This is a genomic window from Pantoea sp. Morm, assembly GCF_016643525.1.
Taxonomy (GTDB): domain Bacteria; phylum Pseudomonadota; class Gammaproteobacteria; order Enterobacterales; family Enterobacteriaceae; genus Pantoea; species Pantoea dispersa.
The window spans coordinates 1-13,655 of sequence record NZ_VOQX01000025.1 but is presented as its reverse complement, the minus strand read 5'-3'; the positions used below and the strand labels follow the sequence as shown (position 1 = coordinate 13,655).

Below are 13,655 nucleotides of genomic sequence, written 5' to 3'. Positions count from 1 at the left end.
GCCCGGCTGATGCTGAAAAACGCAGCACTTAACCGGCGCCATCTTGACTCATCCCCCCGATTTTTCTATGTTTACTCCCCGTAGTTCCCGCCTCAATGCCGGTATAGCTCAGTTGGTAGAGCAGCGCATTCGTAATGCGAAGGTCGCAGGTTCGACTCCTGTTTCCGGCACCATTTCAAACATTTCCTAGGTCTACCGAAATCAACTTAAAGCCCGTGTACTGCGGCTTCAAGCCCGTATCTTGTCTCCTGTTATCAACTGGACTCAACAGGAATCAAGTTATAGCTGGGGGCATTAGTGGGGGATTCTGTGTTCGGCCCAGGGATATGTCCCTAATGAAGCTAAACGCATGACAGATAGACACTGCTAATCCCGTAGAGAAAGCCTATAAGCTGGCAGATGTTGCTGGTTTGTATCTTGAGGTTGTTCCTTCTGGTTCCAGATATTGGCGGATGAAGTATCGCTACAATGGAAAAGAGAAGCATATGGCTTTTGGTGTCTATCAGGCAGTGTCCCTTGCACAAGCGAGGGCACTACGTGATGAAGCCAAGAAAAAACTGGCCGAAGGTATCGATCCATCGTTTGTTAAGAAAGAAGAAAAGTTGGTTCGCGATGTGCAGCTCAATAATACGTTTCAGGCTGTGGCATTTGAATGGCACGGAACGAAGGTGAGCCGATGGTCAGAAGGTTATGCTTCTGACATTCTGGAGGCCTTTAATAAAGATATTTTCCCATATATCGGTCAGCAGCAAGCCAACGAAATTAAGCCTCTTGTTCTGCTGAATGTACTGCGTCGAATGGAAAGCCGTGTTGCGACAGAGAAGGCCAAGAAGGTTCGCCAGCGCTGCCGCGAAGTCTTTCGCTACGCCATAGTTACCGGTCGTGTGGAATACAATCCGACTGCGGATCTAACCAGCGCAATGTCAGGGCATGAATCGAAGCATTATCCCTTCCTTACTGTTGAAAAGTTACCAGACTTCTTTAAAGCTCTCACAGGCTATAAAGGAAGCCCGTTAGTTGTTCTTGCCGCTCATCTGCTGATCCTTACCGGAGTTCGCACCGGTGAGCTCGGAGGTGCTTTCTGGAGTGAATTTGATCTTGAGAAAGCGGTGTGGGGAATTCCTGCCGACCGAATGAAGATGAAACGGCCTCACCTTGTCCCCCTCTCTACCCAAGCACTAGAGATCGTACAGCAGCTCAAAGTGATGTCTGGGCAATATCCTCTGGTGTTTCCTGGGAGGAATGATCCCCGCAAAGCAATGAGCGAAGCGAGTATTAATCAGGTATTTAAGCGGATTGGATACACGGGGAAGGTAACGGGGCATGGTTTCCGCCACACGATGAGTACGATTTTGCACGAGGAAGGGTTCAATACGGCATGGATTGAAACCCAACTTGCGCATGTCGATAAGAACGCGATACGCGGAACGTATAACCATGCGTTGTATCTGGAAGGAAGGAGGGAGATGATGCAGTGGTATGCGGATTATATTGAAGCATCTTTAACTAAGGTTATATAAGCCTGTAAATAGGGAAAACAAGTTTTTAAAGTTTTCCCTAGAGGTGCTATCTTTTAACTGTATAAAAAAACAGTATATAAAACAGTGCATTAGATCACTAAAAATGATCTTACAAATTTATTTTTTTTGATTTTCGTGATACACATCGCCTTAAATGGTTTAATTTGCATCCGCATCCATCACTGGATGACGATGGAAATTTTTAGCTGTTGTAGGAGAGCAGGGTGGCTAAAAATAAAGCGGCAAACGCCGGGGTTGATGCGTTAACAGGTTTTGAGTTTCAAAGAAACTGTGCATTGTATCTTTTGTTAGATAATTTCAATTCTTTTATCAATAAAGAGTTCTTTATTTGTATCGAACATCACGATGATTTTCTATTTTGTTATAAAACTGATTGCTTAAGTTATATAAACGAGATACATGCCTATCAAGCAAAGAAACTTAGCGGGAAAATATGGACTATCGACTCTAGGTTTTCTGAGATGGTATCTAAAATACTATTGGTGGGCGAAAACTTAAGAAATGATGCTTTTGAAAAAAGTGAAGATTATAAACACCAGCTAACATTTATATCAAATACAGAAATAGAATTGAAATACTCACCGTCAAAGGCGTTAAAAAAAGAAGGTATTACTGAGCAGATATTAAGGATTAATGAGCAAAACTCTATCTGTGCTTATGATGAGTTACATAAAAACATTCAGAATAAAATTGAAAATAAAGTTACAGATATTTGTAATGAAGAATCTTCTGTTTTCCATCGTAAAGAACTAAGTAACCTAAAAATTCAGTGGGTAGATTTTCCAAGAACGGCTGCAAAACAAAAAGAATCGCTTATTGGGCTTATGTCTAGAAAGTTTTCTCATATAGCTGACTCGAAAGCAGCCATCGAGGTAATACTTGCTCTATTTAGGAATGTGGAAACTGTATATAATCAAGGACAGGAAATATGTCTACTCGATCCAACAAAAAGGGTTGAAGGCGAAGAAGTTAAGAAAGTTATGAATATAATTGATTCACAGCAAAAGGCATTCGACTATTGGCGTGCCGAAGCACAGCAATTCTCAATGAAATTCAGAATACCACTTAGCATACAGAAAAATCATGAAAACTATATACTTAACTCTTTTGAACTACTCAAGGATATGAGTAATTACGATTATCAAATTATTAAAGACTTTGTTAGAAATAATGATTACACAACTCAATATTTTTCTCTTCAAGACGCATTAACTGCATATGTTGATAATGTTAGAAAATCTCATTCTATAAACCTAGATAATATTGATACATTTTTTGCAGTTCTGTGTTCATACGTTGAGTGCTACGATTAAGGTAAACCATGAAGACAATTATAAAGTTTGATAGATTGTTTGTTGTCTCTGAAAGTCATAATTTATATTTCGACCAAAAGTTTTCAAATAAAATAAACATAATAAGTGGGTGTAATACCTCAGGTAAAAGTACTTTAATACAGAGTATTTTATTTACCTTTGGAATTAACGATGTTAAAGATGGCTTGAACGAAATTATTCGATACAACCCTACGTTCAGATTGGATTTCAGCATCACTAAAGGAGGCGTAGATAAAAAATATATAATAGTAAGAGAGCTTGGTAGCATATATTTAAAAGAGGATGGGGGAAATGTTTTTAGTTTTCATGGAATTGACTCTGATGGTCGAGTTGAACATGTGAAGCTTAAGGAGATGTTATCACAATTATTTGATTTTAACATGCTTTTAGAACAGAAGGGCGAGCTAAAAAAAGCATCGATAGAATGCATGTTCCTGCCTTATTATATTTCTCAATCTGTAGGGTGGGTTTATTTAAGAGAGTCATTCTCTAATCTTGGTTTTTATAAAGACTTTAAAGACACGTATCTTGATTATTATCTTGGTATAGAAAATTCTTTTGATAAAGAATATTTTTTGAAATTAACAAAAGAGCGGGCACAACTTCAGTCGAAGATCTCCTCATTGAATAAATATAGTGCCGAGCCTCACTTTGTTGTTTCTAAATTACTGGATGAAGAGTTCGGTGATGAGGCTCAGAAGTATATAGATGGTTATATAAAATTAGTAGCATCATTAGACGAAGAACGTGATGTATATACTAGTTTGTGTAATAAGTTATCCTTAACTAAAAATCATGTCAAGATACTAAGAAGAACTAAAAGAAATATTAAAAACCAAAACTATAACAATATTGATCGTTGTCCTGCATGTACGCAAATACTTCCTTATTCCTTAGAAGGGTTATATGGTTATTATCAAAACATCAATGATACTGATAAACTATCGGAGCAAATAAATAATAAAATACAAAAAATACAGTCTGATATTAATAGTTCACTTGCGAAGATTAAAAAGTTAGAAATTGATATATCTTCAAAGTATTCATATTTTCTTGAGAAAAAATCACAAAATTTATCTGTTAACACATGGATCGATAATAAAGCAAACATACGTCTGTTAGGCAATATTCATGAAGAGATAGAAGAACATACAAAAAGGTCTGATGAAATTAAAGGATTAATTGATGGGATGGGAGAGGAGCAGTCTCTTTTTGTCGAGCGGTTTAACAAAGAAAAAGATTTCAAGGATATATTTAAAAAATATCTTAATGATATGCAGTTGTTCAATGTAACAGAACCTAGATATACAGATCTTTATAAAATAAATTCATTTCCTTTTCAAGGGGTTGAGCTTCATAAAACTGTAATGTCATATCATTTTGCATTAAATTCTGTAATAAGAAAAACAGACAATATACATCGACTTCCATTTATGCTTGACGCAATTCTTAAGGAAGATATCGATGACAGAAATTTTGATCTCATACTGTCGTTTGTGGGAAAAAATCTTCCGACTGATACTCAATCATTTATATCAATGTCTGAGTATGCTGAAGATAACCTCTTGAAAGATGGTAAAGAGATAAGTGCATTCCGAAGAGCCAAGGTTAAAGATATTAAAAATCGATACTTCCCTGATGGTACGAATTTATTCTTTATTGGTGATGGGAAGCATGAGAGAGCATTTTTATCAAAACCTTTGGATTTAAACCTCGATATTTTTGTCGATACTTGTCGGCTTACTGAATGATTCCTTTAGTTAATAGCGAACGCACAAACTTGTGCGTTCGCTATTGATGCTATACATTTGATTTACCGTATATGATCTTGCAAGGAATCTTTCGCCGAGTATCATAGAGCCAGATAGGTGGGGAACGACTATGATTTTTACAGCATTACAACTCTTCAAAAACCTCTCCGATGAAACCCGTTTGGGCATCGTGTTGCTGCTTAGAGAGATGGGAGAGTTGTGCGTGTGTGACCTTTGCACTGCGCTAGAACAGTCACAGCCCAAGATCTCCCGCCATCTGGCAATGCTTCGGGAAAGTGGCCTATTGCTGGATCGCAAGCAGGGGAAATGGGTTCATTACCGCTTATCTCCGCATATTCCTTCCTGGGCTGCTCAGGTGATTGAGCAGGCCTGGTTAAGCCAACAGGACGACGTACAAGCCATCGCCCGAAAGCTGGCATCAGCCAACTGCACTGGCAGAGGTAAGGCTGTTTGTATCTAAAAATTTGCCTGTACATATATGTTTTTACGAATGTGATGTGTTAAAGATGAAAACGTTAACGGTGTTTGATCCGGCGATGTGCTGCAGTACCGGCGTTTGTGGTTCAGATGTCGATCAGGTTCTGGTCGATTTTTCTGCTGATGTGCAATGGCTGAAAGGACGTGGCGTACAGGTTGAATGTTACAACCTTGCGCAGCAGCCCATGAGCTTTGTTCAGAACGCGAAAGCGAAAGCATTCCTCGAAGCATCTGGAGCAGAAGGGCTTCCGCTACCCGTACTGGCATCGAGAAACTAATAGAGCTGGCCGTTTAATATTTTTTGTATACACAGGGCGACAAAGTCGCCCTGTCAGGAGGTTTTATGTTACTGGCAGGCGCTATTTTTGTCCTGACCATTGTTTTGGTTATCTGGCAACCGAAGGGATTAGGGATCGGCTGGAGTGCAATGCTAGGCGCGGGCCTGGCTCTGATATCTGGCGTTGTGCATGTGGGCGATATTCCGGTGGTGTGGAATATCGTTTGGAACGCGACGGCAACATTTATTGCCGTGATTATTATCAGCCTGCTGCTCGATGAATCCGGCTTTTTCGAATGGGCGGCGCTGCACGTTTCCCGTTGGGGTAATGGTCGTGGACGTTTGCTCTTTACCTGGATCGTCTTGCTCGGCGCAGCGGTGGCGGCACTGTTTGCCAACGATGGTGCGGCACTTATTTTGACGCCGATAGTCATTGCCATGCTACTGGCATTAGGGTTCAGCAAAGGCACGACTCTTGCGTTCGTTATGGCAGCCGGGTTTATTGCCGATACGGCCAGTCTGCCGCTTATCGTGTCCAACCTGGTTAACATCGTTTCTGTAGACTTCTTTGGGCTGGGTTTCACTGAGTATGCGTCGGTAATGGTGCCGGTGGATATCGCAGCCATTATCGCCACGCTGGTGATGCTGCATCTGTTCTTCCGCAAAGAAATTCCACCGACTTACGACCTAGCTCTCCTGAAAGTACCTGCAAAAGCGATTAAAGATCTGGCAACCTTCAGAACCGGATGGATAGTGTTGATCCTTCTTCTGGTTGGCTTTTTCGTCCTTGAGCCGTTGGGTATCCCGGTCAGCGCGATTGCTGCTGTAGGGGCTGTCATTCTGTTTGCGGTGGCGAAACGAGGCCATGCCATTAACACTGGCAAAGTGCTTCGCGGTGCGCCATGGCAGATCGTCATCTTCTCATTGGGGATGTATCTGGTGGTCTACGGTCTGCGCAACGCTGGGCTAACCGAATACCTTTCAGGTGTGCTGAACGTACTGGCAGATAAAGGACTTTGGGCCGCGACGCTGGGTACTGGCTTCCTGACGGCTTTCCTATCTTCCATCATGAATAACATGCCTACCGTGCTGGTTGGCGCTCTCTCTATTGATGGCAGCACTGCAACCGGTGTTATTAAAGAGGCGATGATCTACGCCAACGTGATTGGCTGCGATCTGGGGCCGAAAATTACACCTATTGGTAGCCTGGCAACGCTACTCTGGCTGCATGTCCTTTCACAGAAGAACATGACCATCACCTGGGGATACTATTTCCGCACCGGGATCATCATGACTCTGCCTGTGCTGTTTGTAACGCTGGCCGCGCTGGCGCTACGTCTCTCGTTCACTTTGTAATGAGATATTGATATGAGCAACATCACTATTTATCACAACCCAGCCTGCGGCACGTCGCGTAATACGCTGGAGATGATCCGCAACAGCGGTACTGAACCGAACGTTATTCTTTACCTTGAAAATCCACCTTCACGCGATGAGGTGCTCAAACTCATTGCAGATATGGGGATAACGGTACGGGTACTATTGCGTAAAAATATTGAACCTTATGAAGAACTGGGGCTTGCGGAAGATAAGTTTACTGACGATCAGTTAATCGATTTTATGCTTCAGTATCCGATCCTGATTAACCGCCCGATTGTGGTGACACCATTGGGAACACGTCTGTGCCGTCCTTCCGAAGTGGTACTGGATATTCTTCCGGATGCGCAAAAAGGCGCATTTGCTAAGGAAGACGGCGAGAAAGTCGTTGATGATGCAGGTAAACGACTGAAATAAAGATGAAGGGGGCAAATGCCCCCTTATTTGTTAATTCTCCATACTCTTCCGCAAGTCTGTTCGAACCAGTTCATTATGATGATTACCATTGTTTTTTTGGATTTTACAATAGTATCATGGGGTTAATGGTATTTAAGTTTGCTTCGTCTGAAGCACCATATCACGATGGTAATGAATTTATACCTTTCATTATGCAACAGCAGATAATGAAACCGATGTATCAAGCTGATCGACCATTTCGCAGATTTGCGATTGTTCATAGCTCAGGACCGGTCGTTGCTTAACCACACTTACTACAAGTGGTTTAATCAGCATATTGGCCGTTGCTCGGTCTTGCTCTTTTGCGGCGAAGATAACCTCCAGGGTTTTTTGGTCAATTACTGTTGCCAGATTCGCGTTCAGGTTTTCAAGTTCGTGTTCTGTAAGCATGAAACTTGTTGCAAGCCATGTAACCTGTTCCTGGATGAGAGCCAGCACTTTTACTCGGTCGTCTTCAACCAGTGCACCCGCTATTTTTTTGGAAATCGCTGTGGCAATCATACCGCCTAACAAGCCACCAGCTGCGCGTCCTGCTAAAGCACCGAAAGGACCTAATGGACTAAGCATCATTCCGCCAGCAATAGAACCAATTGCACCCCCAGCCACACCAGATGAAGTAACTGCCAGATTTTTTATAAACTGTGCCCCAGAAATACGACCTCGCACCATTTTGATCATATCCGGACCAGTGGTCACGGCGACCAGTGCGAAAGAGGTAATCAGTGTGCCACGCATCATCTTGTTAAGGGAGTTGAGATTGTTAGCTCCGACTCCCTGTTGAAGCGCATTACGAACTGTCGGGCTGGCAGCGGCAAAATCAATATTTTTAAGTAACCCCTGAACGGCACTGATACGGTGTAATTGCTGTACCGTCACATAAACTGTCAGTGTGCGGGTAAATGTTTTACCTGCCTGTATTGCTGCCGTTTGCAACGCAGCCTTACGATCGCCGGTATTGAGGTAGAAAATAGAAGCTGTCAGACCGAAGCTGATACCTCCAGCTGCGAGGCTGATGATAGATCCTTCCGCAATGTCGTAAGTGATAGATTCGAACGTGCCAAACTTAGTGATGTTTTGTGCCTGGCTATAAGTCAGGTGTCCCTGACGTACAAGTTTTGTGGCTTCTGCAGGATCGGTAACGCCGGGGACTTTGCCATCGCGAATTTTGTTCTCCATCGTTTCAAGCGCTTTCGAATACTGGTCTTTCGGAACCTCTAACTGCATTGGGGTTCCGTTACTGTCATAATAGCGATAATTACCGTTTTGTCCGTCAAAACCAGCACCGACGCTACGTGCAGCGGTTGCACAGTATTTGGTCTGAATCTCTGAACCGTTAACCAGCCTGTCTGCACCATTTTTCGCATTATCATCACCGAGAATATGTGCATCTTTTAGTTGGATTTTGTCAGTAAGATGATTTCCCCGTTCGGCTGCAAAACCATGTCCTTGTCCTCCCACTGCAAACATTTTTTCGTTAGTATTCCAGGCCTCCGGGAGTGTCATGAGAATCAGACCGTTTGTTGCTGCACTGGAAATAAATTCAGCCTGTGGTCGCTTGTGAATTTCAATGCAGAGTTTTTCCGTTTCCCGGCAAATATCAGAGCAATACCATTCCTGGCTCCCACCACCGCCCTGGTGTTTTGCGTTTTTAATCTCGCTCAAACCGCATGAAGTGCAGGTACAAAGCTCGTCGACATAGTGAAACGAGACAAATTTTCGACCATCCGAAAAAGAATAATAGTTCCCACCATCAAGATAACGGTTCAGGAGATCATCATTCGCAGCAGAGGGTAAATTCAGCCTATTACCAAAAAGGCTTCTTAGCTCATCTGATGAGTGTACAATTTTACTGTTTAACTGCTCATTAAATTCAGCCATTTTTCTTACATACCAGGCATCATTTAAAAGCCAGTTTTCACCAGCCAGATCCTGCTCTCGAGTATCGCCCTGAAAAATATGCTGTGAGACCAACTTGAGATAGATAGTCTCTACGAATTCTGCTGAGAGGTTACTTCCTTCTTTTAGTTCCGTCAGCCAAAGTTGGTTATTTATCGCTTTTTGCTCATTTAACCCTGTATTGATGGCATTAGTTAACTTCTTGAGTTCCTGAATTTGGTTTGCCGCATAGAACTGTGTCAGTAAGGCTGCTATCCAGTATAGCAATCCTGTCCACCACATCAGTGAAGATGAGATATTATATTGCCAGGCTATAAACGGTGTAGCCGCAGAGCAGGCCATCAAAAAGTAAGACGTATAAAAACAGCAATAATACTCTTTAAGTTTGGCATTGATATCGGCTGGTATAAGCCCGTTTTGTAGAATAGCCTTGGTTTGTACAGGTACTGCAAGCAGGCCACTGGCAAATGCAGCGGTTAAAATAAACTTCATTGAATCAAATGAATAAGCTTCGTAGGCAATATGTTTACCATCAAGTCCCCACATAAAGCTAATCACCATTCCTGCTATGGCAAGAGGTACACCCAGCAGCCAACGTGAGTGAAGCGCATAGGTTACGCGCTCTACAATATAGCCCGCCAATAAAGGTGGGCCTGCAACAATCAATGCACCCAATCCTAATATCACACCTAGAATATTGAGAGATGCCTTAAGCAACGCTTTTAAAATAACAAAACCGATTACCAGTAAAATTAACGCACCAATTATCTGTAGCATTGTGGTTTTATCCTTGCTGTAATTTTTATTCGAGTGCTACGCCATCATAAATGTGTCAAGATTATCCGCATTTTTGATTATCTTCGCCTCTTCAACACCGTGGGTCTGGGCAAGCGTGATGCTTGCTTCCAGCAACCGGCGATTGTTTTCCACGCTAAATGCAGCTGCGGTAAGCTCACCCAGCGCCGCGAACTCGTTCAAAATTCGGTTGAGTGCTTTCTGCTCAATCTCACTTAAGCGACATGTAAATTGCTCCATTTTTTTCGCCAGCAATTGGCGTGCTTTACTGTCCAGATTTTTAGCTACGGTAACCATAAACTTCCCTGAGATAGAACCAACCAATGCCCCCAAAACAGGCACAGGGATGATTGCCTGACCTGCGACAGACATTGCGCCAACGATGGCCGATTCCGCGCAGATGATAAGGCCAAGATCGGTAAATTCATCAGCATTAATCTCACCGCGCTGATAGGAGAGAACAAGATTGCTTACACCTTTAGCGGCAGTGACCAGCGCGCTGGCGAACGGTGCTCCCAGATAGGCATAATTGGTCAGGGTATAAATTGCTCCGGCGGATACACCGCCAATAGCGGCACCTTTCAATGTATCTAAGCCGACATCCTGCCAGTCCTGTCTGTTGAAATCTCCACGAAATATATTTTTACCGTCACGGTATTTGCTATATATACCTGTTACAAGAGCAAAGGTTCCACCGAAAGCGGCTCCCATTGCGGTTGCACGCATGCCTTCACTTAGGGAGGGTTGGTGATCGTCAATAATTTCTGATTTTTTTGCCTCGTTCTGTTCCGCTAATTCCTGATCATGTTTATCAAGCGTTTCGTCAATTTTTCCCCACTGAACATCTTTGTAATCAGAAACTCCAGGACGCACGACATCATTAAAGGATCTTCCCGTTGTACTTTCAATTTCTGCAACTTTATCCCTGATAGCTTGTATTGTTTTTTCGCTCAAGCCCTCCACCGGCTTCCCATCAATAACATCCTGAATCGTTTGCCAGGAGTCTTTGGGGATATGGTAAAAGGATTCTCCCTGGGTAAAATTGGGATAGGTTTCCATGTGCTGAAGGACATGGTTCAGGTTATTATTAACTCCGTTGATAAACTTTGACTGCACGTCAACGCCATCTATCATATAATCCGCCGGAGCGGTTCGACCCACTCCGTCAAACGTGGCGCTAAGATCAGAGGCATCCTGAACCCTTTCTTCTATTGCCTGGCGAGCATTGCGCACGCCAACTTCTACCTGCTCAGCAATTTCACCGTGTTTGGTGCTCATTGAGCCCAGGATGTTACCCGGTGACGCGATGAAATCACGCACCTTTTGCATTTGTTCGCCAGCCAACTCAAATGCACGATCCTGCTGCGATAGTTTTAACAGTTCACTATCAATGCGGGTCTGATTAATGGCGTTAACCGCGCTGCCGATAAGCTGGTCGCCAACTGTATTATGGTTAATGCTCATTACTGGATTTTCTTGTTGATCAGTTTTGATAATGCATTGATATGGTTAATCAATGCCCCTAATTGATCTTTCTGATGGGTATTAAACTGGCAATAGTCTTGAGGCGCAGCCTTTTCCAGCACATCAATAATGCTTTCAGTACCATGATAGTGCTCGGATGTGAGCATCTTGAGTTCTTGCGCACCACGTTCCATCACGCGAAGTTCGCTGGTTTTTGCGCGAACCTGGCGCTCTTCCTGTTGTGCTTCATCAATGATTTTACCGTTTTTGCGACGGGCTAGTAAGGTTCCGCCAGCGATGCCTACAGCACCAATCCCCCAGCCTATTGGACCCGCCAGAGCCAGTAGTGCGCTTCCTGCTGACATGCCACCGCCACCCGCAGCCAGTGCGCCGCCGCCGAGCCATGCCAGGGCTGCATTTGTTGCGGCAGCTCCGCTTAACGTAGCAATAGCGGTACCCGTGGATGCTGTACCAAAAGTTGTTGCGACCGCCAGCGCAGCCGTAGGGGCAAATGCGGCGACCCCCGCCCCAACGGCAACCCCCGCAGCAGCCGTTCCTTTACCAATATGTGATGCGCGGTATTCTTCTTCCAGTTTTTCCACCACGTTATCAAATTCAGCGATTTCCGCTTTCAATTCGCTCCAGGATTTATCAAACTCTTTCGGTGTATTCGCCAGTCGATTAACAAAATTTTCACCACGGACAATCAGGTCCTTACTGCATTTCTGGCGTAACAGAAAGAGGGCAGTGATCTCATCCTGGGTGTCTTTAGCCTGTACTTCATAACGGTAAGTTGCACTTTTGAGACTGGCTAATGCTTCTTTTCTTTCTGAACCACGTAACATTTTTTACTCCTGCTGTATGTTGTCAAAAATAATTTCACTGCAATGGGTTTTTCATTTCTATTATCTGCTGGTTGAGCTTCTGATAAAAACGTTGTTGTAGGCTAACCGGGGAAATAATAGTGAGATTTGGTAACCAATAACGTAATAATGGAAATAGCTGGTTTTCGTGTGCCATTTTGGTTTGCACGATCAAGTCGCCATTAGGTTCCTGACGAATTAACTTTTGGGCAGGCAGAACATTTCGACGTTTAAAAAAATGGCTTACGTCGGCTGAAATTTTAAGGAGTACAATCTGCTTATCCAAAGAAAACCAGACATCATCTTCTTCAGCAAAGTATTGTGTGATATGGGGTTGTGGTGTGAAGTGCTCTGATTTAAATTTCAGCCAATGAATTTTGGTGAGCTGGAATCCTTTAACCTTTTCATTCTCTACCGCACCGAGATACCAGACGCTCTTTATGTTAATAAGCTTATAAGGCGCGACGGTCCGATGCTTCCCTTTATAATGAAATTCACAAAGGATATTTTCACGAATCGCTTTATCGAACACACTATAGTTATTCTCAAGTACGCGTTTCGCTTCTGGATCTCCGGGCAGTGATCTGATGATCAGTGAAGTCATGTCAGGCTGGGAGAAGATTTTTTTTACAGGGAATAACTCTGCCATCCCTAGGGCATTGATGAGACTTTGTTGTTCTTTTAGAGCCTGAGGTTTAGCGTAAGCGGGAGCCAGCCTGTAAATACCATCACCATCGGGGACGATTCTGTCGCCCAGACGATTAAGATCACGATACAAAGTACGCTCACTGATGTTGAATTCGTCCATCATCTTCTTACGTGATACAAAACCGTACTGGTAAAGTTCTGCAATAATAGCGGTTATTCTTTGTACCATTACCTCATGCCCGCTCATGCGCGTTCTCCTTGTAATTTTTCCTTGAGATTACCAGTCGCTACTGACAGGGCATGTCAGTAGCGACTGGGGGATCATGTTTTCATATCGGCAAATTTCTCACATAATTTAAGGAGATTAAGTCGAAAAGTCAGTTAATGGCTTTTGCGGTCAATAACATAATCAGTCTCCTGCAGGCAGTCGCGAGTAGCCACTCAGAGGTGAAAGAACAACTGACGTGTCAAGGCTTCAAAAGCGGAGTATGCTGAGATTCAGTCGATTAGAGCCAGGCTGAAAAAATCTTTATAGACTTAGTTTGTTTTGCCTCAGGACTGGCTGCAGCCAAATGAGCGTTCTGAATCGCCACGGGTTTAACAGACACTTCGGAGTCATTTAAGATGACTTAAAGAGAGGTGCCCATGAGCGGTAAACGTTATCCCGAAGAGTTTAAAATTGAAGCAGTCAAACAGGTTATTGGTCGCGGTCATTCTGTTTCCAGCGTTGCAACACGTCTCGATATCACCACCCA

11 protein-coding genes, 1 tRNA gene and 1 pseudogene are annotated in these 13,655 nt (G+C 43.3%); 9 read left to right on the top strand and 4 right to left on the bottom strand.

Going from position 1 to position 13,655, the window contains the following annotated elements; genetic code table 11:
• Positions 1–97: 97 nt before the first annotated feature.
• From FT726_RS11015 to arsC, 8 genes and pseudogenes are all read left to right on the top strand, one after another.
• Positions 98–173 (top strand) — tRNA-Thr (locus FT726_RS11015).
• A gap of 183 nt (positions 174–356) precedes the next feature.
• The gene (locus FT726_RS11010; RefSeq protein WP_346302816.1) at positions 357–1,520 is read left to right on the top strand and encodes a phage integrase central domain-containing protein; all 1,164 of its coding nucleotides are present in this window, start codon (positions 357–359) and stop codon (positions 1,518–1,520) included.
• Between the two features lie 224 nt (positions 1,521–1,744).
• Positions 1,745–2,854: a hypothetical protein gene (locus FT726_RS11005; protein ID WP_288421373.1), complete on the top strand. Its 1,110-nt coding sequence runs from the start codon at positions 1,745–1,747 to the stop codon at positions 2,852–2,854.
• An 8-nt stretch (positions 2,855–2,862) separates the two neighbouring features.
• Complete coding sequence (locus FT726_RS11000) at positions 2,863–4,626, top strand: hypothetical protein (protein WP_346302809.1); 1,764 nt, start codon at positions 2,863–2,865, stop codon at positions 4,624–4,626.
• Between the two features lie 130 nt (positions 4,627–4,756).
• Positions 4,757–5,107, top strand: a complete 351-nt coding sequence (gene arsR, locus FT726_RS10995) for an As(III)-sensing metalloregulatory transcriptional repressor ArsR (protein WP_112001143.1) — start codon at positions 4,757–4,759, stop codon at positions 5,105–5,107.
• Between the two features lie 46 nt (positions 5,108–5,153).
• Positions 5,154–5,387, top strand: a pseudogene (gene arsD, locus FT726_RS10990) (arsenite efflux transporter metallochaperone ArsD); the annotation flags it as partial.
• Positions 5,388–5,467: 80 nt separating this feature from the next.
• Positions 5,468–6,757, top strand: coding sequence for an arsenite efflux transporter membrane subunit ArsB (arsB, locus tag FT726_RS10985; RefSeq protein ID WP_288421377.1), 1,290 nt, complete (start codon positions 5,468–5,470; stop codon positions 6,755–6,757).
• 12 nt (positions 6,758–6,769) lie between these two features.
• Positions 6,770–7,195, top strand: coding sequence for a glutaredoxin-dependent arsenate reductase (gene arsC, locus FT726_RS10980; protein ID WP_112001141.1), 426 nt, complete (start codon positions 6,770–6,772; stop codon positions 7,193–7,195).
• A 189-nt stretch (positions 7,196–7,384) separates the two neighbouring features.
• Here arsC and FT726_RS10975 read toward each other — a convergent pair whose 3' ends face one another.
• From FT726_RS10975 to FT726_RS10960, 4 genes are read right to left on the bottom strand one after another with little or no spacing between them, the layout of a single operon-like run.
• Positions 7,385–9,907: a hypothetical protein gene (locus tag FT726_RS10975; protein ID WP_288421378.1), complete on the bottom strand. Its 2,523-nt coding sequence runs from the start codon at positions 9,905–9,907 to the stop codon at positions 7,385–7,387.
• A gap of 36 nt (positions 9,908–9,943) precedes the next feature.
• Complete coding sequence (locus FT726_RS10970; protein WP_346302808.1) at positions 9,944–11,389, bottom strand: hypothetical protein; 1,446 nt, start codon at positions 11,387–11,389, stop codon at positions 9,944–9,946.
• Positions 11,389–12,234, bottom strand: coding sequence for a hypothetical protein (locus FT726_RS10965; RefSeq protein WP_346302807.1), 846 nt, complete (start codon positions 12,232–12,234; stop codon positions 11,389–11,391). Before FT726_RS10965 ends, FT726_RS10970 begins: the two co-directional genes overlap by 1 nt.
• A gap of 34 nt (positions 12,235–12,268) precedes the next feature.
• On the bottom strand, positions 12,269–13,147 hold the full coding sequence (locus tag FT726_RS10960) for a YafY family protein (protein ID WP_288421381.1): 879 nt from the start codon (positions 13,145–13,147) through the stop codon (positions 12,269–12,271).
• A 398-nt stretch (positions 13,148–13,545) separates the two neighbouring features.
• Here FT726_RS10960 and FT726_RS10955 point away from each other — a divergent pair.
• On the top strand, positions 13,546–13,655 hold a 110-nt coding region (locus tag FT726_RS10955), incomplete at its 3' end, for a transposase (RefSeq protein ID WP_346302815.1).

Bases quoted from the DNA above. Each gene is read 5' to 3' on its own strand.
- FT726_RS10960 (WP_288421381.1), bottom strand. From the start codon at position 13,147: ATGAGCGGGCATGAGGTAATGGTACAAAGAATAACCGCTATTATTGCA.
- FT726_RS10965 (WP_346302807.1), bottom strand. From the start codon at position 12,234: ATGTTACGTGGTTCAGAAAGAAAAGAAGCATTAGCCAGTCTCAAAAGT.
- FT726_RS10975 (WP_288421378.1), bottom strand. From the start codon at position 9,907: ATGCTACAGATAATTGGTGCGTTAATTTTACTGGTAATCGGTTTTGTT.
- FT726_RS10970 (WP_346302808.1), bottom strand. From the start codon at position 11,389: ATGAGCATTAACCATAATACAGTTGGCGACCAGCTTATCGGCAGCGCG.
- FT726_RS11000 (WP_346302809.1), top strand. From the start codon at position 2,863: ATGAAGACAATTATAAAGTTTGATAGATTGTTTGTTGTCTCTGAAAGT.
- arsC (WP_112001141.1), top strand. From the start codon at position 6,770: ATGAGCAACATCACTATTTATCACAACCCAGCCTGCGGCACGTCGCGT.
- arsB (WP_288421377.1), top strand. From the start codon at position 5,468: ATGTTACTGGCAGGCGCTATTTTTGTCCTGACCATTGTTTTGGTTATC.
- arsR (WP_112001143.1), top strand. From the start codon at position 4,757: ATGATTTTTACAGCATTACAACTCTTCAAAAACCTCTCCGATGAAACC.